The following is a 22947-nucleotide window of genomic DNA, read 5'->3' as shown; positions in this document are numbered from 1 at the left end:
GCATGATACTCCTGTTCCTTTTTATATTAATTTTTATCGCCTACAGCATTTTGATCCTATTCTTTTGGCAAAGCTGGAATTCCATACCAGCCCCATTACTTACAACTGATTCTGATGAACATGATACCGCAATTTCAGTAATCGTTCCTGCCCGAAATGAAGAAGGACGCATTGGCAATTTGCTAAGAGCATTGGAAAGCCAAACTTATCCCAGGCATCTTTTTGAAATCATTGTAATTGATGATGATTCAACAGACAAAACCACTGAAATTGTTTTGCAGTTCCCCGGAGTAAAATTGCTTCAACTAAAGGAAAACGAAATTAATTCTTACAAGAAGAAAGCAATTGAAACAGGTATTGCCGCTGCCGCCAATGAATTAATTGTAACAACAGATGCAGACTGTATTCCCACCGCAGAATGGCTGCAAAGCATTGTTTCATTCAGGGAAGAAACCAAAGCTGGGTTTATTGTTGCACCGGTATCATTTAGCTGCAATTCAAACCCGGTGGAAGTTTTCCAGGCGATGGATTTTATGGTATTGCAGGGAATTACCGGGGCTTCAGTTTATAAGAAAATGCTGTCTATGTGCAATGGTGCCAACCTGGCATATGAAAAAAAATTGTTTACCGAAGTAAGTGGTTTTGCAGGCATAGACCATATTGCTTCAGGCGATGATATGCTACTGATGCACAAGATCGCAAAAAAATTCCCCGAGCGGATTCGCTACCTTAAGTCAAAAGATGCTATTGTAAGTACCCGACCCATGCCAACCTGGAAACAATTTTTTAACCAACGCATCCGCTGGGCCAGTAAAGCCACTTATTACGATGATAAAAAAATAATTGGGATTTTATTACTTGTTTATCTTTTCAATTTTTCTTTTCTGATTTTATTGATTGCCGGTTTTTGGAACAGCTTCTATTGGATCATTTTCCTGATTGGCTGGGCGGTAAAGACTCTTGTGGAGTTGCCCTTTTTTTATGCAGTCGCTACATTTTTCAATAACCAATGGGCTATGAAATTCTTTTTCGTCTTTCAACCGCTGCATATTTTTTACACTATCTTTTCCGGCTTATTGGGACAATTTGGCAAGTATGAATGGAAAGGTAGAACTGTAAGCTAAGAGGCAAAGGAGAAAAAAGGGCGAAAGAGATTTAATAGCAGTTTATTAATGATTCCAGAAAATCAAAAACTAAACTCTTTACATTGTCTCTTTTCCTCTTTTGAACTCTTAGCTTTTTTCTCTTTCAGGCTCTTAGCTTATCTTCCCCATGTTTCATGAATAATCATTCCATATCATTTCAACGGGCTGCATGGAAACGCCTCCGGAAAAATAAAGGTGCGGTATTTGGCCTGGCCATTATTATACTCGCCGTCATCGTCGCCTTATTTGCTTATTTCATTGCACCCGATCCATCACCCTATGCTAACAGAATTATTTTGGAAATAGGAGGCAATAAACCGGGTTTTGAGCAAACATTTATTAAAGTAAAAAAGGATATTTCTGCCAATCAAACCAGCTTCTTCGAACGCCTGGCAAATGGTAAAAAAGATAGTTACAACTATGTTCCAATCGTGGGCTTTGAAGAAAACAAGGATAGCATTATTGTTCAAAAATATATTGATGAAGGCCTGAGTGAACGCCAATCATTTGCCAAATCACAAACTGCTGATAACCCAATATACCAGGCAACATACACACTGGGTACAGATAAATTTGGCCGGGATATTCTTAGTCGTCTCATTGTAGGCACGAGAGTGAGTTTAAGCGTTGGGCTTATCACTATCCTTATTTCACTTTCCATTGGTTTGGTATTGGGCTCATTGGCCGGCTACTTTCGCGGACGAACAGATAATATAATCATGTGGTTCATTAATGTCATTTGGAGTATACCTACTTTATTATTGGTATTCGCTATCACCCTGGCATTGGGCAAAGGATTCTGGCAGGTGTTTATCGCTGTAGGACTGACTATGTGGGTGAGCGTAGCCAGATTGGTAAGAGGCCAGGTATTAGCAGCCCGTGAATTGGAATATGTTGAAGCAACAAGAGCCTTGGGCTATTCGCATTTCCGAACGATAGTCAGGCATATCTGGCCCAATATCATGGGACCGGTTATGGTGATTGCTGCATCGAATTTCGCTTCTGCAATTGTGATCGAAGCGGGCCTGAGCTTCCTGGGAGTCGGTGTTCAACCACCACAACCCAGTTGGGGGTTGATGATAAAGGAGAACTATAATTTTATTATTACCCAAAACCCCATGTTGGCTCTGGCGCCCGGATTTGCAATCATGTTATTGGTGTTGGCCTTTAATTTATTGGGCAATGGCCTGCGTGATGCGTTGAATGTAAGAGGAAGAATATAAGCTGACCTTTCAAACCACTTTCACGTTCCGGCTAAAACTCTCATCAAGGGAAATAAAGGTTTCTGTTCTTTCAATCCCTTTTATCTTTTGCAATTGATCATGTAACACAAATCTTAATTGTGTAATATCCTTACAAACGATTTCGGCAAACATGCTGTAGTTACCAGTGGTATAATTCAACCGGACAATCTCGGGTATTTTTTGAAGATCTTTCGCTACCGTATCATATAAAGAGCTTTCTTTCAGATATATTCCGATAAAAGCAATAACATCATAACCCAACTGCTTCAGATCGGCTTTAAGGCGTGTACCCTTTACGACACCAGCCTCCTGCAGTTTCTTTATACGAACATGAATGGTACCCCCGGAAACAAAAAGCTTTTTACCCAGATCGGCATAAGAAATTTCCGCATTCTCCATCATATGATGAATTATATCCAGATCAAGTTTGTCGAGGTTTAATTTAGCAGACATTTTAGAGGGCTATTTTAAAAAATTTTCATTGAATAATGCAAATATTTAAACAAAATCTATAATTTCAAAATAATTGTTGAATAATTTGGAACAAAAAGGACAATCGTCCTATATTTGTCTTATCAAAGTTCTTTAACACGGATTACAAGATACTTAAAACTAATCCGGCATATACTGTGGGGTGATGAAATTTTAGGCAGACATGCCCTCTCGTCTCGGGGGTGAGGATCACGGGATAAACGTAGCATAGAGCCGACCGTCAGGCCGACCAGGATTGACCACTAAAACTTTGTACTACGGCTAACCGCCTCGTGGAGGTTCGACCCCTCCCCCTACAGCTCTCTCTTTTCTCATGTGATTGTTAGGTCCCGATGTCTATCGGGATTTTTTTTTGTCTATACCTCAAAGCATTTTTTAAATAATTCAGGAAAATTTTAGGCAGCGATCCTCTTGTCCCGGCGATGAGGATCGGGGATAAACGTAGCATAGGGGCCGACCGTCAGGCCGACCAGGATTGACCACTAAGACTTTGTGCTATAGCTAACCGCCTCGTGTCCCGAAGACATTCAGGCCCCCTACAGCCCTCTCTTTTCTCATGTGATTGTTAGTCCCGATGTTTATTGGGATTTTTTTGCCCCTACCTCAACAACAGTCATCAACGCATTGTCCTCAAGTCGCTTTCAGGAACTAGTTTTGCTCAAATAAAAAATCTTAAACCGATGAGAAAAATAGCTTTGACCTTTGCCTTATTCTCCACTCTTGTAGTCTCCGCACAAGACGAAACTGTAAAAGAATTAAAGAAAGAATCCGAAAAATCAATCAAAAAGGATGCTAATGACACTATCCCGAAAACCTGGAAAAAAGGCGGGTTGTATGGACTTAATGTGTCCCAGGGATCACTGAGCAATTGGGCGGCAGGCGGTGATGACTTTTCACTCTCTCTTAATTCTGTATTGAATCTCTTTGCACTTTATAAAAAAGACCGGCATAGCTGGGATAACACTTTCGACTTTAACCTGGGCTATGTAAAAACAACCAGCCTTGGCAGCCGCAAGAATGACGATCGGATTGATCTGCTTTCAAAATATGGTTACGCTTTAAATCCCAAACTAAACCTGGCGGGTTTGGTCAACTTCAGGTCCCAGCTATTCAAGGGTTACACCTATGATGGTGATGATAATAAAACATTGGCTTCCGCTTTTCTTTCACCCGCTTATATTTTGGTGAGCCCAGGTTTGGATTACAAGCCCGCTTCCAGTCTTTCTATTTTCGTTTCGCCTATTACAGCCAGATGGACTATTGTAAAGGATGATTCATTATCTGCGAAAGGACTATACGGCGTTGATCCGGGCAAACATTCAGAAGGAGAATTCGGCGCATTTGCTTCTATTAATTTTCTGAAAGAGTTTAATAAAAACATCACTTATAAAAGCAGGCTGGATCTTTTTTCCAACTATCAAAACAATCCTCAAAACGTTGACCTCTTTTTTACGAATGTTTTGAATGTAAAACTTTCAAAAGTGTTGGCCCTGACTTATAGCCTTGACATGATTTATGATGATGATGTACGGTTGTTTGGAAAAGATAACAATGGAGCAGCCTTACAGGTCAAATCTCTTGTAGGGCTTGGCTTATTGGCAAAATTCTGACTGAATTAAATAAGAAGAGAAAGCCTTTGCCAGGCTTTCTCTTTTTTACACCTCAACTCTACCTAGGGTATCAGCTTTCTTCTAAACGATAATTTATAGGCAGCGTACGCCAAGTTTTCACATTCTTTCCTTTTACTTGTCCCGGAGTCCATTTCGGCATTTTGGACACTACTCTTATGGCTTCTTCTTCCAAACCATAGCCAATCTTATTTCCCACCGTTGAAACGTTGGTTACATTTCCATTTTCATCCACCCCAAACTGAACTTTAACTACTCCCTCCACATTGTTATCAATAGCATCTTGCGGGTATTGAATATATTGCTGATATAGTTTTCCAACGCAGTTTGACCACCTGAATAGGCAGGCAAAATCTCAGTACGGTTATAATAGCCCATTTTATCTTTTTTCATTTCCGATTTTGTGTCGCCATCATCAACACCGGTGCTGATCTTCGCCGACTTTTTGGCTTTAGCTACCGGAGCAATTGGCGTCATAGTGGTATCGGCCGCAACCTCCTTGGCGCCCGATGTAGAATTATTTGCCGAATTCTCGTTATTACAGCCTATAAAAGTCATCGCTCCGATAAAAAAGCCCAGGCATTTCCCAAATAAAGTTCTCAATATATTGAAATTCATACGGTTTATTTTAAATGAAAAATTCGCATGTGAATTGTAATCCAATTAAAATGCCACACCACTTCGCAACCTGAATGGTTAGATTTTGACAAAGGCTTGAGTTACCTTTGCCGGCCTATGGGTCAAAAAAAATTAGTCCGTTTTGAAGAGTTAAAAAGTTTTCCCAACGTGCTTCAATTTCCAACTGACATAGCAGGTAACTGGAGCTCATTTTGGAAAAACGACCATCCAATTACATTGGAGCTTGCATGCGGAAAGGGAGAGTATGCGGTTGGTTTGGCCAGACTCTATCCTGCCAGGAATTTTATCGGTGTCGATTTAAAAGGAAATCGTATTTGGGTAGGTGCGAAAAAAGCTTTGCTTGAACAAATAAATAATGTTGCTTTCTTAAGAACGCAAATAGATCAAATTGACAGCTATTTTTCCAATAATGAAGTAGAGGCAATATGGATTACCTTTCCTGATCCGCAATTGCGAAAGTCCAAAGCAAAAAAAAGATTAACGCATCCAAAGTTTCTCCGGCTATATCAAAAGTTTCTTGTTCTTGGTGGTCTTATCCATTTGAAAACGGATAGCCCGGAATTATACCAGTTTACAAAATTGGTGATTGATTTATACGAATGTGCAGTGCATACTGATTATGATAATGCTTATTCTCAGCCATCCATTTCAGATGAACTTCGGATAAAGACGCATTATGAATCACTGGACATCGCAGGGAGCAATCGAATCCACTATGTATGTTTTTCATTACCTGATACACTGCCTGGAAAGGAAAAAGATGAATTGCTAAAAAAAATTCTCAAAGATGAGCCAATGGATTGAAGGTGTTCATTATTATATGAACGAAGATGACCTGGTTGTTCTCACAGAAAAGTTTCATTTGCAACGAGGATATTGTTGCGGCAATGGATGCAGGCATTGTCCTTTTAATTATAAGAACGTCCCCGAACCAAAGCGAAGTGAGCTGTTAAAAAGCAAAGACTCGTCAAACCTGAGAGAGTCATAGTAAAATTACGATGCCGATTTCTCAATCAAATCTTTGAAATCATCTGATCATATTCTTTTAAATTTTATTTAATAAAAAACAGGAAATTATTTTATTATTAAATATATTTTATACTTTTAGTGCCTCTTAACTCTCCTGATAATCCACATCCTTGCTAGTATAATTCCGATATGTCCAATTCCGGATTTATGTTTAAGCCAGCCAAGTAAAATAAAGTTCAGTTAGTACGTAATCCATTTTCCTGTGTGCCTTCTCTGCAAGGCAACTAAAGGCACTTTTACTTAATGCTTAGCAGTTTTTTTATGTGTATTATCCTTGTAAGTCTGCCTGTTCCTAAACAAGTTAATTTGCTCTGCTTAGAGCATAAGTTGATGTTATTCAAACATTGGCCTTTGAATTTCATCAACAATTCATGCGCCTGGCCTGCTTCTTCAACAAAGCCAGAAAATAGCATTTCTTATAATAACAAAACCAAGAGAACTATAGATAGCTGGCTTCACCATTACTTATCTTCTATGTTGTCATAATAGGTGGCTATTTAAAGAATGATTGTTCCCCTCCTATAGAAAACGATTTTATATCCTGGAATTGCTCAATCGAATTAAACAAGCATCACCCAATCAAGGACGATAACATGGTACCATCAAGCACAGTTACTCCAAGCTACCCCAGTGTCGAAAAAAAGTCGGCAGTGGTTTTACACCCCACTTTACATTTAGATAAAATAGAAGTAAGAGGAAAGTTCTTTTATCATAATAACCATAAGTTTTACGTAAGGGGCGTGACTTATGGAGCTTTTAAGCCAGATTCAAATGGAAAAGAATATGCTGACCTGGAACAGGTAGATCGTGATTTTGCTCTGATGGCGGCAAATGGGATTAATACGGTGAGAATTCCGCATACAACACCACCAAGAACGCTGTTAGACCTGGCTCTTAAACACCGGCTTAAAGTGATGATTGGGCTCTCCGCTGAACAATATATTGGTTATGTCATTGATAAGAAGAAAAGCCCAAATATTCTTGACATAATTCGGGAAAAAGTAAAATCCTGCGCAGATCACCCTGCGCTATTATGTATCGCACTTGGCAATGAAATACCGGCAAGAACGGTCAGGTGGTATGGCCCGAAAAAAATTGAGCGTTATCTTAAAAAAGTTTACCAGACAGTAAAAGAAGTAGCTCCGGAATCTATAGTTACCTATGTTAATTATCCAACTACAGAATACCTGCAATTATCCTTTTTAGATATTATTTGTTTCAACGTTTATCTCGAACAAAAAGAACAGCTTGAAAAATACCTGGCAAGACTGCAAAATATTGCAGGTGATAAGCCTTTGCTAATGGGAGAAATAGGCTTGGATTGTTTAAGAAATGGAGAATACAAACAATCGGAAATACTGGATTGGCAAATCAAACTTGCTTATAAGATGGGCTGTGCCGGCTTATTTGTTTTCTCATGGACAGATGAATGGTTCAGAGGAGGTGAAGAAGTTTACGATTGGGCCTTTGGGCTTACCGATAAACAAAGGAGGCCAAAGCCTGCGCTGGAGACCGTAAAAAAGGCTTTTAGTCATTTGCCACTTATTGCTAACGCTGATTGGCCATTTTTTTCTATTGTAGTATGTACCTATAACGGCTCACTTACAATTCGGGAATGCCTGGAAGGGCTTATGAGGCTAAACTATCCGTTTTATGAAGTTATTGTGATCAATGACGGTTCAACAGATAAAACTGCTGAGATAGCTGAAGAATTTGATGTGATGCTTGTTAATACCCCCAATAAGGGTTTGAGTGCGGCTAGAAACCTGGGCGCCTTGCAGGCCAAAGGAGAAATCATCTCCTACATTGATGATGATGCAATACCGGATCCCGACTGGCTTTTGTTTTTAGCCGCTACCTTTAATCAAACTTCCTATGCAGCCGTTGGCGGACCCAATATTGCGCCAAATGATGTTTCATTGATAGCTGACTGTGTTGACCATTCACCGGGAGCTCCATCACACGTATTAATTACAGATGTTGAAGCAGAACATATTCCTGGTTGTAATTTTTCCATTCGTAAGTCTGTATTAAATAAACTGGGTGGTTTTGATGTGCAGTTTACGACGGCCGGGGATGATGTTGACATGTGCTGGCGTGTGACAGAAGCGGGTTGGAAGATAGGGTTCAACGCAGGTGCTATGGTTTGGCATCATCGGCGAAGAACAGCTAAGTCTTACTGGAAACAGCAAGTCGGTTATGGAAAAGCAGAAGCGTTACTGGAGCGAAAATGGCCGCAGAAATATAATAACATTGGCCACAAAACATGGGGACGGATCTATAGTAACGGCGAAATCAAAACTCCTTTTTTTAGAAAATGGCGGGTATACCATGGCGAATGGGGGCAGGCGCCCTTTCAGTCAGTGTATGGGTCTTCTTCCTCGAATCACTTAGCGATTTTGCAAATGCCAGAATGGTACTTGTTGTCGACAGCCCTGCTATTGGTTACGATATCAGGATTATTTTGGTATCCCATGCAATATTTATGGCCCGTTGCCTTAATCGTTACATTATTGCCGATGGCGCATGTAATGTATAATGTTTCTAAAATCACAAGAAAAAAAGGCAGGAGACCCTTGTTGGAGGAATTGCGATTCCGCCTGATCACTATATGGTTTCACATTATCCAGCCGATAGCCCGGTTACTGGGACGCTTTAAAAATGATCTCACACCATGGCGCAATTATGGAAAAGGCAACTACGCCATTCCAATAGCTCAGAAGGTAAACGTCTGGTGTAATAACTGGGTGTCGCCGGAAGAAAGGTTGGAGCATATCGAATCAACACTAAGATCTGAGAATGCCTGTGTGGAAAGAGGTGGGATCTATTGCAGGTGGGACTTACTTATCAAAGGAGGTGCACTTGGATCGATCAAACTTTTTATGGCCGCCGAAGACCATAATGAAGGCCGTCAATTCCTTCGTTTTCGCTTTACGCCCAGACTCTCGTTAACAGCTATGTGTTTATTATTTTTTGTAACCACATTGTTAACCACCGCACTGGCATATGGGTCCGCTATTCCGGCTATCATCTTTGGAGTTGTCTTTTTCCTACTATCACTGCGTATCCTGGAAGATTATGGCAGAGCCTATTATATTATTAAAACAGTTGTAAAAAACCAGGGACATCTGATAAAATAGTACTCATGAAAATTCCCGATCTGTCAATATTAAAAAAGGTATTGTTGAGGGCAAAGCCTTATTGGTTGAATATTGTTGCCATTTTTGTATTAAACCTGGCTGCGGTACCCATTGCTCTCTTAGCACCTATTCCTTTAAAAATCATAGTGGACAACGCCTTTGGTAAACAACCCATGCCCGGGATAATTACCTTCTTTTTCCCGCAACATTTTGATTTTAGTTTTTCTGCCATTATTCTGACGGCCACCATCCTGATGATACTGATTGAATTGCTCGGTCAACTGCAAGGTCTCTTGAGTTGGCTGATTCAATCTTATACTGGCGAAAAACTAGTGTTGTCACTGCGAACGTTGTTATTCAATCATGTGCAACGATTATCATTATCTTATCATGATAAAACAGGAGTTTCTGATTCTCTTTACCGTATTCAAAATGATGCTACCGCCATTAAGAACCTGGTAGTTTCCGGTTTATCACCCATCATCACTTCCCTGCTCACACTTATAGGAATGCTGTACGTGATGACGACGCTGGACTGGCATTTTACATTAATAGCTGTATGTGCTATACCGCCTTTAATGCTATTAGCCCGTTTTTCCAGAACCAAACTAAAAAATCAATGGCAGGAGGTAAAACGATCTGAGAGTGCCGCGATGTCTGTCATCCACGAAACACTGTCGGCGCTGCGGGTGGTTAAAGCATTTGTCAGGGAAGACTACGAAGAGCAAAGATTTGTCAACCGTTCCAATGATGCATTAAAAAATCAAATCAAAGTTGTTCGCTACTCCGGGATCTTTGATGTGGGCATAGGTTTAGTGTTAGCAACCGGCACTGCTTTGTTTTTATATTTCGGCTCCATGTATGTTCACCAGGGAAAGATAACCTTGGGCGAACTTATATTGATAATGGCTTACCTGGCTCAGTTCTTTTCACCGCTGAGAACTATCACCAAGCAATACACTAACCTGCAATCAGCATTTGTTGGCCTGGAAAGAGTATACAGCCTGATCGATAAAGAGAAAGACGTTGAAGAGCATCCCAATGCCAGGAAGACCAATAAGATCAACGGCTCGATAAAATTTGAAAATGTTTCTTTTGAGTACAACAAAGGGACACCCGTGTTACAGGACATATCATTTGAAATCAAACCTGGTCAGCAAGTTGGCATTATGGGATCAACCGGTTCAGGCAAAACAACTTTGGTAAACTTGCTGGCAAGGTTTTACGAACCAACCCGCGGCCGCATTGTTGTCGATGGAACAGATATCCGGGAATATAAGGTGGCTGATTTCCGGTCCCAATTCAGTATTGTCTTGCAGGAACCTGTCTTATTCTCAACAAGCATAGAAGAAAACATTGCTTATGGAAAACCTACTGCCAGTAAAAAAGAAATTCATGCAGCAGCGAAAGATGCGCATGCTCATGAATTTATTTCTCATTTCCCCAACGGCTACCAATCTAAAGTGGGTGAACGAGGGATGCAGTTATCAGGAGGTGAAAGACAAAGAATTTCAATTGCCCGTGCTTTTCTAAAAAATTCTCCCTTGCTTATTCTTGATGAGCCCACCAGCTCCGTTGATATCCGGACTGAATCGCTGATCATGAATGCGACGAGAAAGTTAATGGACGGAAAAACCACCTTTTTTATTACACACCGGCTGGATGCACTGGCACATTGTGATCTTGTTATCCACCTGGAAAAAGGAAAAATTGTCGACATTATATATAACGATCACCCCGAATGGTTGAACACCAAAATCAACTCCTTCAGGGAGAAAGCAATTTGACCCATTTATGAGAATTATTGTAACCGGCCTTATTGCCCAGCATTACACCCTGGCGGGTGTAACCTGGGATTATCTTCAATACTGTATTGGACTGAAGCAACTAGGCCATGATGTCTATTATTTCGAGGACTCCGGAGAGTGGCCCTATAACCTTGATGGCGGACCTGCAGGAAATGATTGGGTGGAGAAAAACTGCGATAAAAACATTTCTTATCTAAATAAACTTTTTGACCGATACGAGTTGAAAGAGAGGTGGGCTTATCGTTTCCCGCTTAAAGACAAGTGGTATGGCTTGAGTGACCAGAAGCGCCATGAGGTGTTGCAAACGGCGGACATTCTCATCAATGTTTCCGGAACACTTGAAAAACCGGCAAAATACAGGGCTGTCAAAAAAATGATTTATATCGATAGCGATCCTGGTTTTACTCAAGTAAAAATAAAATTGGGTTTTGAAGAGTTTTCAAAGAGAGTCGCACTTCATGATTGCCATTTCAGTTTTGGTGAGTCTCTTCCGGAGTTTTTAAAAGATGAGAAATATAATTGGCAACCTACCCGCACACCCATTGTATTATCTGAATGGATCAATCATAAATCGCATAGTAACCGGTTCACCACGATTATGAACTGGACAAGCTACAAACCCATGGTGTTCGGGGGAAAAAGTTTTTACCAGAAGGATGTAGAGTTTATAAAATTTCTTGAGCTAAAGAGGAAGCTGAAAGATATCCATTTCGAAGTAGCACTCAGCAGGCTTCAACATAAAAACTGGCAGTCTGTTTTGCCGGATCATTTTGCCGGGAATAATGAGAAAGAACTTTCATTCGGTACGCCTGCAGATCTTTTAGCACATTATGGATGGGAAATTGTTGATCCCGCTATCCGGTGTGGTGATATAGACGCTTATCGTGATTATATTTTTTATTCAAAAGGGGAATGGAGTGTTGCCAAAGGTGGTTATGTGATTTCCAAACCCGGTTGGTTTAGCTGCCGTTCGGCTTGCTACCTGGCGGCTGGTCGCCCGGTTATTGTACAGGATACAGGTTTCGATAAAGTATTGCCAGAGGGAGAAGGCATTCTAACTTTTAATACCCTTGAACAGGCTGTTGATAAGGTTCGTGAAGTGGAAGCTGATTATTCGCTACATGCAAGAAGAGCTAAAGAAATTGCTGTAGAATATTTTGATGCTGCGAAGGTGTTGCAACAATTAATTGAAAAGTCAAATACGGCTTATTGATCAATAATAACGTTTATGAGAGTTTTATTAGCAGGATGGTTCAGTTTTGATAATATGGGCGCAACGGCAGGTGATATGATTGCCCGGGATATTATTTGCCAGTGGCTCAGCGAAGCAAACATAGGATATCGTGTCGCCGATTGTCCAGCCTTTCCGTATACAGGTGGGATAAACTGGCAAAAAGCAAATCCCGGCGAGTTTACAGATTTGTTGTTTGTGTGCGGACCATTTGGAAATGGTTGGCCGGTTACAGAGATGTTAGCTCATTTTTCGAATTGCAGGCTGACAGGCGTTAACCTGTCTTTGATGGAGCCACTTACTGACTGGAATCCATTTACACTATTGTTAGAAAGAGACAGTTCAAGAACCACCAATCCCGATATTACCTTTTTGGGTCCACTACCGGCGGTACCGGTAGTTGGAGTTATCTTATCACATAAGCAAAAAGAATATGGCTCACGGTCTTTACATGATGAGGCCAATAAAAAAATTGAAGAATTACTAAATACTGTCGAAGTTGCCCGGGTGTCCATTGATACTTCATTGCTGGATAATGAAGGTGGATTGAGAACCGCCGGCGAAGTGGAAGCTATGATCGCTAAAATGGACCTCGTTATTACCACCAGGCTGCATGGAACCGTACTGGCTATTAAAAATGGTATTCCTGTTATTCCCATTGATCCCATTGAAGGCGGCGCCAAAATTTCATTGCAGGTAAGAGAATTGGATTGGCCAATTTTATTTAACGCCGCTACACTCGACGAAGTATCATTATCTACCGCTTTTCACTATTGCTTGTCCAGAACTGCCCGTGCCAAAGCGTTGGAGTGTGCAGAACTGGCCGGTAAAAAAATAAAGACCTTGAAAGAAACCCTTTTATCAAAACTGTTACAATTATCCGGTAAAGAATTAGCTTATGGAAATTAGTACTTTGCCCAATACTGAATTGCTCACTATTCATTTGTCAAAACTACTTTCAGCAAATGGACCGGCACCTGTTGAAATAATTTCACGTTCTCCATTCAAGGGGAGCAGCACATTCCCCGCAGAAATTATTAGTTGTAAACTTTCAGATGGACGGGTAATAAATCTTTTTGGAAAATATTTAGCTGGCCTCGGTCCAAACAATCATGGCCATAGAGGAGGTGTTGAGTATGAAATAAAAATCTATGATGAAGTGTTGAGAAACCTTCCGTTAACGAAAGTAAATTTTTGGGGCAAGTGTTATTTTAATGAAACAAATGAAACACTACTCCTGATGGATTTGCTGCAGGACAGTGTATCATTGAAAGGTAACCCGGATATTACATTATACCTGAAAGCTGCATCATGGGTTGCACAAATGCATCATTTTTTTGAAAGCAAAGTTCCTTCTTTTGTAAAGAGGTATGACCAGGACTATTATTTTATTTGGTTGAAAAGAATGGAGGACGCTCCTGAAATCCTGTCCGCACAACCCTGGCTGGTGGATGTTATCAAATTCTTCCGTCAAAATATTGACATCCTGTTAAAGGCGCCACAAACATTGATTCATGGCGAATATTACTCGAAGAACATTTTAATAAAAAGTGGAATTATTTACCCGGTTGATTGGGAATCGGCAGCTTATGCCCCGGGTGAGATTGATTTGGCAAGTATTATTGAAGCAAGGAAAGAAGAGGTCGTTGAGCGTATCAGGGAAAGTTATATCGCCAGCCGGTTCACAGGTTTTGACTTTGATGAGCAGGCTTTCGAAAAAAGGCTTTTAATGGCCCGGCTCTATTTGCATTTTCGGTTTTTCTTTCCTAAGAAAGAAGAGTGGAGATATGATCACATTTATGCGTTAGCAAAAAAACTGGAAATTTTTTAGGCTTTATGAAATTAAACGGCACTTTTTCATTTCCCGAAACTGAAAACCTGAATTCACAATTAGAAAAATTTGTGAATAAGGTTCACCCTCCTTTTCAAATGACAAAAATGGTGAGAAGGAAAAAATTTGATTATCACAGCACATCACCGGCTGAAATCATTACCTGCAGTCTGGATAATGGTCAGCTGATTCACCTTTTTTGTAAGTATGCAGGAAGCCACACACAATTTTCAAATGGTCATCGTGGTGGGGTTGAATACGAAACAAAAGTCTATCGAAAAGTTTTGGATAAATCTTCATTGAGTTCACCATGGTTTTATGGGTTTTACAAGGAGAAAAACAGGAGTTGTTTAATCATCCAATACTTAAAAGGATCCAAATTATTAAAAGACGACCATGATCCGGATCACTTTGCCAATGCAGCTGCATGGATAGGTAACCTGCACAGAATACATTCATCAAATCCGCCTTCGTCTGTTAAAATATATGACGAAGCGTATTATATGATTTGGCTAAAAGCGATGGAGAAAATAACCATTACGTTTCATGGAAAATATCCCTGGTTGACAGGTGTGTGTGAATGGTTCAAGGAAAATATGCACTTGCTTTTAAGCAGTCCACAAACTTTCATACATGGCGAATATTATACAAAAAACATCTTGGTACGACGTGGAAATATATATCCGATAGATTGGGAATCCGCAGCCATCGGCGTTGGCGAAATTGACCTCGCCAGTTTGATAGAAGGATGGGACTACAAAAGACAAAGAATTGCCGTGAAAAAATATATCTCAGCCCGATGGCCGGAGGGCAATTTTTCCGAACAGGAATTCAGGCAACGATTGCTTATGGCCAAAATTTATTTCTTCTTACGATGGACTGGTGAATATGATGATCCTGAGTGCTGGAGAGACCGGACAAATTGGTTCAAAAACTTTTACGGGGAGATTAAAAAAGCCGGCTACAGGCAAGTGGTGACAGTTTAATACAAAATCTATGGCAACTATCATCGTTGGTGCATATATGGTCAGGTATCCACTGGGAGGCATGATGTCATGGGTCTTTCAGCACCTCGCTGGCTTCAGGGCATTGGGTCACGACGTGTATTTTGTAGAAAAATATGTATACGATAATTCATGCTACAACCCGGTTACACGCAGCATGAACAATGATTGCAGTTATGGCATAAAAATGACCAACGACCTCCTGGCATTAACCGGGCTTCAAAACAAATGGTGTTTTGTTGATCATCAGGAACACTATCATGGATTGTCCAAAACAAAAATTGAAACAATTTTTAGACAGGCGGATTGCTATATCGACCTGGGTACGCAAAATGGATGGGAAGAAGAATCACAAGCTTGCAAATTCAGAGTACTGATAGACGGCGAGCCGGGTTTTTCGCAAATAAACTGTTACAACAATGATGAAATGGTTTCACGTTACTCCCGTTACAATTATTTTTTTACCAATGGTTACAATATAGGCCGAAAAGACAATATCATTCCCACCGGCGATATTCATTGGCGGCATATGTATTCCCCGGTAGACACTACTTCTTTTAAAACCGGGTCGGCTCCCGCCAAAGAAGCACCTTTCACCACGGTGATGAACTGGCAATCTCATAAGCCAATTTCATTCAAGGAAAAAAAATACGGGCAAAAAGACATTGAGTTCACCAAATTTATTCAACTGCCAACTTTAGTTGGAGCCAATATGGAAGCAGCCGTCTCCGGAAAAAATATCCCGTTTGATCTGCTCAGGAATTATAAATGGAATATAGTGAACGGTACATCAGCGACGATGTCTTACCAAACCTTTTGCGACTACATTGAAAATGCAAAAGCAGAGTTCAGTGTATGCAAAAATGTTTTTGTTGCATTAAATACTGGCTGGTTCAGTGATAAAAGTGCGGCCTTTCTTGCCTCGGGAAGACCGGTTGTGCTCCAGGATACGGGCTTCAGTGAGCACTTGCCCTGCGGAGCGGGATTATTTGCTGTTAATAATGTGGAGGAGGCTGCCGCTGCAATCAACGAAATAGAAAACAATTGGCATAAACATTCAAAGGCTGCAAGAGAAATAGCAATGGAATGCCTGGATGTAAAAGTGGTATTAAAAAAAATGCTGAATGAGTTAAGTGAACAAACTCTTGAAAAATATAAACTCGTTTTATGAAAGTCACAAATATCAATTTAAAAATTGTCGATGGCTATATCAGGGCATCCGCCGATGTGATTTGGGAGCAAGCGAAAAAACAGCCACTCAATTTTTTCGTGGAGGCGCCTGAAGAATATGAGTCGGCGCTGTGGGCCGATCCGAATGCAGTTTTATTGGCGGTTTATTTAGCGGCCTGGCATGCCGGTGAAGAAAGAATTCAGATTGATGAACCCATTTGCCCGGTATTATTTCAAAATTTGAAAGTAGTTGTTCCTGTATTTAAAAGTTGGTACCATGACATTCCGCATGCCGCACCGGTAATCGAACCGACGGCAGGATTTAAAGTATATGATTTTAATGCAAAGGAAAGCCTGGGCCTGTTGTCATGCGGGATCGATTCCCTGGGAACACTGCGATGGAATAAATTAAATATTCCTGATCAGCATCCCTTATCTATTAGTGCAGGAATGACGATAGGTTATCATAACCATACTGAATCAGGAAGGGATCGGGCTGAAAGAATCATCAATGGCCGTTTGATCACGGCAAAAAAAGTAGCAGACGATGCTGGTATTGAACTGATCCCGGCCCTCACCAATATTAAGTTTCTCGACAAAGATGGCTGGTTCTATACTTATAAATCACTGGGTGCATTGCGGAGCGCAGTAGCCTGTTTTTTCAGTAAAAGATTTCACAGCACTTATATCGCTACTAATCACACCCCGGTTTCTATTTATCCATGGGGATCTCATCCATTGTTGGATCAATACTATTCTACTTCTTATTTCCGGGTTATTCATCATGGCGTTGATCTTACCAGGTTAGAAAAAGTGGCAATGGTGGGCGATTGGAAAACCGGCCTTGATAATATCCGGGTTTGTCAAAATGATGATGAAGGAGTATACAATTGCTGCACTTGTGAGAAATGCATTCTTACCATGTGTGAGTTAGAAGCTCTTGGTAAATTAAAAGATTCTGCAGCATTTTCCCTTAAGGAGCTTACTCCTGAATTGCTGGAAACGATCCGAACTTATGATATGATCTATAACGATTTCCAGGTGGATTTCTATGAAGAGATCATGCCGGCATTAGAAAGCAGGGGAAGAACCGATCTCGTCAATGTCCTGAAATCTGTTTTAGATGATTACAAGCAAAAGAAATTAATTGCTTCATAGCAATGAAGAGCGGTTTAAAAAATAAAAAACTACGGATTCTTGTTCTTGGCTATATCGTCAGGGGACCTATGGGTGGCATGACCTGGCACCACCTGCAATATTTTTTAGGCTTGCACCAGATGGGCTACGACGTTTACTTTTTAGAAGATAGCGGCGATACCATCTATTCATGTTACGACCCGGATCGAAATATAACCGATCAAAATCCAACTTACGGATTAAATTATGCAAAACAGGTATTTGAACAATTTGGGCTCGGAGATCGCTGGGGTTATTATGATCATCATCAACAGCAATGGCACGGCCCAATAGCAGAAAAGGTTTTGCAACTTATCAGCGATGCAGAAGTTTTATTAAATCTTTCCGGCTCTAATACTTTACGATCCCGGCTACAGGATATTCCCGTCAGGGTACTTATCGATACTGATCCGCTATTCACGCAGATCAGAAATCTTACAGACAATGCACGGTTGGATTTTTGCAAACAACACAATGTATTTTTTACCTACGGTGAAAATTTTAGACAAGAGGGCTGCCTGGTTCCCGATGATGGATTATCGTGGCAACCAACACGACAACCGGTGGTGCTTAACGCATGGCCGGTTACAAATGGAAACGAAGCTGCTCCTTTTACTACGGTGATGAAATGGGAAAGCTATCCCGGTAAAACTTACAACGGACGTTACTATGGGATGAAGGCGGAATCATTTGATCAATATTTACAGCTTCCCCGGCATACAAAATCAATCATGGAATTGGCAGTAAGTGACTCTTCAGCTCCCAGAACACGATTGAAAGAAAATGGCTGGCAGCTCTCGTATCCGCAGAAAATCTCAGGCGATCCCTGGAAATACCAGGATTATATTCAACAGTCCAAAGCAGAATTCAGCATTGCCAAACATGGATATGTAGAAGCAAGAACGGGCTGGTTCAGTGAAAGAAGTGCCGGCTACCTGGCAAGTGGCAGGCCGGTGGTAGTACAGGATACCGGTTTTTCGGATTGGCTGAAGGCAGATCACGGATTAATCCCGTTCTCTGGTATAGATGAAGCATTACTCGCTATTGAAGAGGTAAATAACAATTATAGCAGGCATTGTCAGGGAGCGAGAGAGTTGGCTGAAACTTATTTTGCATCCGATAAAGTATTGACTGAACTAATAGAAAAGTCAATTGCATAAAGAGTATTGAAGGTTGTATAATGATGAAAACACTGCAACAAAATACTGACCCTACTTTAAATCAAAATGGAAGGCGACCACGGATAGCTTTCTTTGATTACCCGGATGTATTTGAAGACTTTTATACACACTATGGCGTTTCGCAGGAAGCGTTTGCGAGATCATGGCACAATACCGCCAACCATGCAAGGATGAAAATAGTGCAGGAAGAAATTGGTGATGTTACCTGGTATGTGCTAAGCCTGAAACCAACATTTAAGGAAGACGTTACACACAACTATGTAGGCTGTAAAGTCAAAATCCTTCCTTCATCATGGTTGCATCGCCAGCTATGGAAGTTATTTTATTCCAAAATAAAAAGTTGGAAGTTTCGAAATCGCTGGTATTATACTTACGCAACGCTTGCTTCGTATTCCGCTATTTTATCCTGGCCATTATTCAAGGCATTGCGAAGAGATAAACCAGATGTTATTTTTTCACAAGACTATTGCAGCGGTCGTTTTGATTCGCTCCACTTGGTAGCCAGGTGGCGCAGGATACCTTTGGTGGCAGTTCATTCCGGCAGTACCGGAAAATACCTGGGAACCCTCTTAAAACGAATCACTATCCCAAAAACCGATTGGATTTTTACATCCGGAAAACGGGAAGAAGATTTTCTTGAAAAAAACTATAAACTCGATCCCCGCCGGATGAGTATTGTACGATCTCCCATTAATATTTCAATTTACAAACCCGGTTGTCGCGAAGAGGCCTGCTTAGTTTCTGGCCTCAATAGTGAAAAAAGATATTTTTTGTTTATTGGCAGGCTTGATGATAGTGTCAAAAGAGTTAGTTCGATAATTAGCGCATTTCAAAAGGTAGCTGTGCATTTTGCCGATATTGATCTTTTAATAGTGGGAAGCGGGAAAGATGAAATGAAGTTGAAGGATCAGGCAACAAGACAAATTCCCGGCAGGGTACATTTTCGTGGGTGGGTAGCAAATGATGAAGAGAAAGTTCGCTTACTAAATATTGCTGAATGCCTGGTACTGGCATCTAAACGGGAAGGGTTTCCGACCGTTGTCGGCGAAGCGCTGGCCTGTGGGCTACCGGTTGTTTCGTCTGATGTAGGCGCCATTTCAGACCTGGTAATAGAAAATAACACAGGGTGGCTTTTTCCTCCACAGGATGACGAAGCTCTTTTCAAGCGTTTACAGTTTATTGCTGAAAATCCACAGAAGGTAAAAAGTATGCGAACCTCTATCAGGGATTTTGCCAGGGAGCATATTTCAATAGAAGCACTGACAGGTTCTTTAAAACGTGGCTTTTCCTCTTTAAAATTGAGAAGCGAGTGATAAAACAACGAGAAGATACCGTTTTAATCCTTACCCCATTTGCCGAAAAGATGAATGGGGCCCTGGTATTGGGAACCGGCGGGTGGCTGCCACCAGAAGAAAGAGAAGCGTTGGATTGGATGACGCTTGTGGCGATGCTGGGCTGGAAAGTAAAGCTAACGGATCCCGGTTCACTTCACCTCGTCGATTTTAACAACCAGGCCGTCAAATGGGTCATACTTACAGGAGATCCTGACGATATTGATAGCAATACATGGGAACAACTCCTGCTTACAATCAGAACAAATCAATTTTTATTTATCACCCGTGCCGGGAAAAAAAATGGTTGGTTATCCCATCAATTTGAAGTCTTCCTTTCTGAAAATAAACCAGCAGGCGACCGTTTACTATATAAACGACCCGGATTTTGCAAAGAATGGAAGCTGCAAAATTCATTGCAATTAGCGGAACTGGAAGCCACTCAAGGTTTGAACAAACGGGCCCATTTATCGGAAACATGCATCGCCGGTACCGTCGAAGAATCAGGCTCAAAGATCTTGTTTCTAAGTTTTCATCCCAGTATGGCAAGGGACAGTGAACCCGTTTTTACCGCTCTTTTAAAACAACTTTTAATAGTTGAAAACTTATATCCTGTCGCCTGGTTTGAATGGAAGAATACGATGATTCTACGCATGGATGATCCCGGTAGTTCACAGCCGGTTCATGATAATTCATTTCAAACAGCAAAACTTGGCGAAGAAGAATGGGACCTCATTGGTCAGACTTTATTGGAAAGAAATGCACGGATGAGCCTTGCTTATGTTCCGGCCTGGGTTGATGATGGTGATAGTACAAGAGGCCGGCTCGAAATTGACGGCCTGCCCACGGTTAGAACAGCCGGAAATATTTATCCTTCTCCATCTGTAAAATATTATAAAAATCTTGCGAACGGACATACCCGTGTTTTTGACTATGAAGATGAGTTTCGTGGAATTGAAAAACTAAGAAACAGCGGACTGGCCGAGGTGGAACTGCATGGATATACCCATATACATCCTGATAAAAAAGCATGGCTAAAAGCAGATGACAGGTACGAAAACAAGAAGTGGTTCCGGGAGTTTGGAAAGTCGGCTGTAAGCTTTATCAATAGCCTGGCGGAAGAAAAACACCCTTTGCTTTCAGGCATTGAAGCCTTTCAAAAAAACTTTCAATCACTGCCTTCAACACTTATTTGTCCTGGCGAAGAGTTTACCAATAATGTGTTGGAAAAAGTATTGAAATCAGGATTAAATCTCGTAAGCAGTTATTATCTTGGTATGCGAATTGGCCATCAGCTTTGCTGGAATCAGCACGTATGTTCTCCTTACCTGGATTTAGCTAATCCGCGTTGGTTTGAACAGGAACTGCCTGTAGTTGGCTACTTTCATGATTTTGATGTTAGCATCCATGGCACAGGTTGGTTCAGTGAACAACTGGAGAAATGGCAAGAAGCCGGGGCAAAGTTCTTTATAGATTTTAGAGAATTATCTACTATTCTTAGCCACACCGTCAGTATCAATGAAGTTACCAGCCAATATAGATTGAGGTTATATTCCGAAAATCATCTTCCGTTTATCAAACCGGTACGCATTGGTTTCCATATCCCCGCCAAAAACTTTACGTCAACGTTTTTATTAGATAGTAACCAGGAAACCCATACTTTAAACTTATCAGCGTTTGAAAAGATAAGTACAAGTCAAACTATAAAACAAAGCAAATGGCAAGAATTATAGTGAGTGGTACGATGGTAAGGGAACCAAGAGGCGGATCCAATTTATGGTACCTGGCGTGGCTGGTTGGATTTAAAATGAACGGCCATGAAGTCTATTTTGTTGAAAAAAGCGAATGGCCCGATGACTGTTATGACATTCCCAACAGAACCATGACCAGTGATTGCAGTTATGGCTATGGTGTAGTAAGAAAGCTGATGGAAAAATATGACCTGCATAATAATTTATGCTTTGTCGATCACTATGGTGTTTATCATGGATTAAGTAAATCAACTGTCGATGAATTATTCCGGACTGCGGATTTATATGTCGATCTCGAATGGGCTCAATGGAAGGAGGAATCTGCTCATTGTAAAATGCGGGTCTTTGTAGATGGCGAACCGGGCTGGTTCCAGGTGCGTATAAAAAAATGGATTGAATCAGGTGTGACATTACCGGCATATGATCATTTTTTTACCGATGGGAATTTGATAGGAACAGAACAATGTGATGTGCCTGCTTCCGGAATCGACTGGAAACATAATTTACCTCCGGTCTTGCTACAGGAAGTAAAAAATGCACCTGTCAATGGAAAATCAGCTTTTACTACCGTGATGAACTGGAACCCCACTAAAAGAGTGGAATATGATGGAAAAGAATATGGACATAAGGATATAGAGTTTGAAAAAATCATGAGCCTTCCTTCTAAAGTTGATGAGTTGATGGAAGTAGCCGTTTCGGGCAAAAAAATACCCTGGGAAAGATTACAGGAAAATGGATGGCTGGCTAAAAAAGGAGATGATATCAGCATCTCGGCCGCATCATACCTGGACTATATTGCCGGATCAAAAGCTGAATTCAGCGTCGCCAAACAGGCTTTCGTTTCTACGCAATGTGGCTGGTTCAATGACAGATCGGGTTATTATATGGGATTTGGAAAGCCGGTTGTGCTGCAGGAAACAGGCTTCTCGAAAGTTTTACCGGCCGGAAAAGGTTTGCTTGCTTTTACAACGATTGAAGAAGCTGTTGATGCTGTCAGGAATGTATCGCTAAATTATGCCGTGCATTCAAAAGCAGCCCGTGAACTGGCCTTTGAATACATGGAAGCGGGGAAAGTGATCAGAAAATTTCTTGACAAGATTGGCATCTGAAAAGCTTTGAATAGATAAAAATAAGAAGTAGTTTAAAG

20 protein-coding genes are annotated in these 22947 nt (G+C 40.9%); 17 read left to right on the top strand and 3 right to left on the bottom strand.

From position 1 onward, the window contains the following. Positions 1–2 precede the first annotated feature (2 nt). Both P2W73_RS13330 and P2W73_RS13325 read left to right on the top strand, forming a co-directional pair. Complete coding sequence (locus P2W73_RS13330; protein WP_276502548.1) at positions 3–1124, top strand: glycosyltransferase; 1122 nt, start codon at positions 3–5, stop codon at positions 1122–1124. A 155-nt stretch (positions 1125–1279) separates the two neighbouring features. Continuing rightward, a complete protein-coding gene (locus P2W73_RS13325) occupies positions 1280–2368 on the top strand; it encodes an ABC transporter permease (RefSeq protein ID WP_276502547.1) in 1089 nt (362 codons plus the stop codon). 9 nt (positions 2369–2377) lie between these two features. Here P2W73_RS13325 and P2W73_RS13320 read toward each other — a convergent pair whose 3' ends face one another. After that, the gene (locus P2W73_RS13320) at positions 2378–2842 is read right to left on the bottom strand and encodes an Lrp/AsnC ligand binding domain-containing protein (protein WP_276502546.1); all 465 of its coding nucleotides are present in this window, start codon (positions 2840–2842) and stop codon (positions 2378–2380) included. 719 nt (positions 2843–3561) lie between these two features. On the opposite strand from P2W73_RS13320, the gene P2W73_RS13315 reads away from it, so the two are divergent. Continuing rightward, the gene (locus tag P2W73_RS13315) at positions 3562–4491 is read left to right on the top strand and encodes a DUF3078 domain-containing protein (protein WP_276502545.1); all 930 of its coding nucleotides are present in this window, start codon (positions 3562–3564) and stop codon (positions 4489–4491) included. A gap of 70 nt (positions 4492–4561) precedes the next feature. On the opposite strand, the gene P2W73_RS13310 is transcribed toward P2W73_RS13315, so the two are convergent. After that, the gene (locus P2W73_RS13310; RefSeq protein ID WP_276502544.1) at positions 4562–4774 is read right to left on the bottom strand and encodes an energy transducer TonB; all 213 of its coding nucleotides are present in this window, start codon (positions 4772–4774) and stop codon (positions 4562–4564) included. Then, positions 4762–5127 carry a hypothetical protein gene (locus tag P2W73_RS13305; protein WP_276502543.1) on the bottom strand — a complete coding sequence of 122 codons (366 nt, stop codon included), beginning with the start codon at positions 5125–5127 and terminating at the stop codon, positions 4762–4764. The genes P2W73_RS13310 and P2W73_RS13305 overlap by 13 nt, the downstream gene beginning before the upstream one ends. Positions 5128–5244: 117 nt before the next feature. Here P2W73_RS13305 and trmB point away from each other — a divergent pair, with 117 nt between their 5' ends. The 14 genes from trmB (at position 5245) to P2W73_RS13235 (ending at position 22909) form a co-directional block, all read left to right on the top strand. After that, complete coding sequence (trmB, locus tag P2W73_RS13300) at positions 5245–5952, top strand: tRNA (guanosine(46)-N7)-methyltransferase TrmB (protein ID WP_276502542.1); 708 nt, start codon at positions 5245–5247, stop codon at positions 5950–5952. After that, positions 5936–6136, top strand: coding sequence for a C1orf53 family protein (locus P2W73_RS13295; RefSeq protein ID WP_276502541.1), 201 nt, complete (start codon positions 5936–5938; stop codon positions 6134–6136). The genes trmB and P2W73_RS13295 overlap by 17 nt, the downstream gene beginning before the upstream one ends. A gap of 691 nt (positions 6137–6827) precedes the next feature. Then, positions 6828–9317, top strand: a complete 2490-nt coding sequence (locus P2W73_RS13290; RefSeq protein ID WP_276502540.1) for a glycosyltransferase — start codon at positions 6828–6830, stop codon at positions 9315–9317. 5 nt (positions 9318–9322) lie between these two features. Beyond that, a complete protein-coding gene (locus tag P2W73_RS13285; RefSeq protein WP_276502539.1) occupies positions 9323–11104 on the top strand; it encodes an ABC transporter ATP-binding protein in 1782 nt (593 codons plus the stop codon). A 7-nt stretch (positions 11105–11111) separates the two neighbouring features. Next, positions 11112–12338, top strand: a complete 1227-nt coding sequence (locus tag P2W73_RS13280) for a glycosyltransferase (protein WP_276502538.1) — start codon at positions 11112–11114, stop codon at positions 12336–12338. 15 nt (positions 12339–12353) lie between these two features. Next, the gene (locus tag P2W73_RS13275) at positions 12354–13265 is read left to right on the top strand and encodes a polysaccharide pyruvyl transferase family protein (RefSeq protein ID WP_276502537.1); all 912 of its coding nucleotides are present in this window, start codon (positions 12354–12356) and stop codon (positions 13263–13265) included. Beyond that, positions 13255–14187: a phosphotransferase family protein gene (locus P2W73_RS13270; protein ID WP_276502536.1), complete on the top strand. Its 933-nt coding sequence runs from the start codon at positions 13255–13257 to the stop codon at positions 14185–14187. Before P2W73_RS13275 ends, P2W73_RS13270 begins: the two co-directional genes overlap by 11 nt. 5 nt (positions 14188–14192) lie before the next feature. After that, positions 14193–15173 carry a phosphotransferase family protein gene (locus P2W73_RS13265; RefSeq protein ID WP_276502535.1) on the top strand — a complete coding sequence of 327 codons (981 nt, stop codon included), beginning with the start codon at positions 14193–14195 and terminating at the stop codon, positions 15171–15173. A gap of 10 nt (positions 15174–15183) precedes the next feature. After that, positions 15184–16362, top strand: a complete 1179-nt coding sequence (locus tag P2W73_RS13260) for a glycosyltransferase (protein WP_276502533.1) — start codon at positions 15184–15186, stop codon at positions 16360–16362. Next, complete coding sequence (locus tag P2W73_RS13255) at positions 16359–17519, top strand: hypothetical protein (RefSeq protein ID WP_276502532.1); 1161 nt, start codon at positions 16359–16361, stop codon at positions 17517–17519. Before P2W73_RS13260 ends, P2W73_RS13255 begins: the two co-directional genes overlap by 4 nt. A gap of 2 nt (positions 17520–17521) precedes the next feature. After that, on the top strand, positions 17522–18697 hold the full coding sequence (locus P2W73_RS13250) for a hypothetical protein (protein WP_276502531.1): 1176 nt from the start codon (positions 17522–17524) through the stop codon (positions 18695–18697). A gap of 23 nt (positions 18698–18720) precedes the next feature. Continuing rightward, entirely contained in the window at positions 18721–20031 is a 1311-nt protein-coding gene (locus P2W73_RS13245; protein ID WP_276502530.1) for a glycosyltransferase family 4 protein, read from the top strand. Beyond that, the gene (locus tag P2W73_RS13240; RefSeq protein ID WP_276502529.1) at positions 20028–21782 is read left to right on the top strand and encodes a hypothetical protein; all 1755 of its coding nucleotides are present in this window, start codon (positions 20028–20030) and stop codon (positions 21780–21782) included. The genes P2W73_RS13245 and P2W73_RS13240 overlap by 4 nt, the downstream gene beginning before the upstream one ends. Further along, the gene (locus P2W73_RS13235) at positions 21767–22909 is read left to right on the top strand and encodes a hypothetical protein (protein ID WP_276502528.1); all 1143 of its coding nucleotides are present in this window, start codon (positions 21767–21769) and stop codon (positions 22907–22909) included. The genes P2W73_RS13240 and P2W73_RS13235 overlap by 16 nt, the downstream gene beginning before the upstream one ends. Positions 22910–22947 lie beyond the last annotated feature (38 nt).

The sequence above is a fragment of the Terrimonas pollutisoli genome, from assembly GCF_029360765.1.
In the GTDB taxonomy this organism is placed as follows: Bacteria; Bacteroidota; Bacteroidia; order Chitinophagales; family Chitinophagaceae; genus Terrimonas_B; species Terrimonas_B pollutisoli.
This window is presented reverse-complemented; position numbering and strand designations above follow the sequence as displayed.

Bases quoted from the DNA above. Each gene is read 5' to 3' on its own strand.
- P2W73_RS13245 (WP_276502530.1), top strand. From the start codon at position 18,721: ATGAAAACACTGCAACAAAATACTGACCCTACTTTAAATCAAAATGGA.
- P2W73_RS13260 (WP_276502533.1), top strand. From the start codon at position 15,184: ATGGCAACTATCATCGTTGGTGCATATATGGTCAGGTATCCACTGGGA.
- P2W73_RS13255 (WP_276502532.1), top strand. From the start codon at position 16,359: ATGAAAGTCACAAATATCAATTTAAAAATTGTCGATGGCTATATCAGG.
- P2W73_RS13265 (WP_276502535.1), top strand. From the start codon at position 14,193: ATGAAATTAAACGGCACTTTTTCATTTCCCGAAACTGAAAACCTGAAT.
- P2W73_RS13315 (WP_276502545.1), top strand. From the start codon at position 3,562: ATGAGAAAAATAGCTTTGACCTTTGCCTTATTCTCCACTCTTGTAGTC.
- P2W73_RS13295 (WP_276502541.1), top strand. From the start codon at position 5,936: ATGAGCCAATGGATTGAAGGTGTTCATTATTATATGAACGAAGATGAC.
- trmB (WP_276502542.1), top strand. From the start codon at position 5,245: ATGGGTCAAAAAAAATTAGTCCGTTTTGAAGAGTTAAAAAGTTTTCCC.
- P2W73_RS13275 (WP_276502537.1), top strand. From the start codon at position 12,354: ATGAGAGTTTTATTAGCAGGATGGTTCAGTTTTGATAATATGGGCGCA.
- P2W73_RS13280 (WP_276502538.1), top strand. From the start codon at position 11,112: ATGAGAATTATTGTAACCGGCCTTATTGCCCAGCATTACACCCTGGCG.
- P2W73_RS13305 (WP_276502543.1), bottom strand. From the start codon at position 5,127: ATGAATTTCAATATATTGAGAACTTTATTTGGGAAATGCCTGGGCTTT.
- P2W73_RS13270 (WP_276502536.1), top strand. From the start codon at position 13,255: ATGGAAATTAGTACTTTGCCCAATACTGAATTGCTCACTATTCATTTG.
- P2W73_RS13285 (WP_276502539.1), top strand. From the start codon at position 9,323: ATGAAAATTCCCGATCTGTCAATATTAAAAAAGGTATTGTTGAGGGCA.
- P2W73_RS13325 (WP_276502547.1), top strand. From the start codon at position 1,280: ATGAATAATCATTCCATATCATTTCAACGGGCTGCATGGAAACGCCTC.
- P2W73_RS13320 (WP_276502546.1), bottom strand. From the start codon at position 2,842: ATGTCTGCTAAATTAAACCTCGACAAACTTGATCTGGATATAATTCAT.
- P2W73_RS13235 (WP_276502528.1), top strand. From the start codon at position 21,767: ATGGCAAGAATTATAGTGAGTGGTACGATGGTAAGGGAACCAAGAGGC.
- P2W73_RS13250 (WP_276502531.1), top strand. From the start codon at position 17,522: ATGAAGAGCGGTTTAAAAAATAAAAAACTACGGATTCTTGTTCTTGGC.
- P2W73_RS13330 (WP_276502548.1), top strand. From the start codon at position 3: ATGATACTCCTGTTCCTTTTTATATTAATTTTTATCGCCTACAGCATT.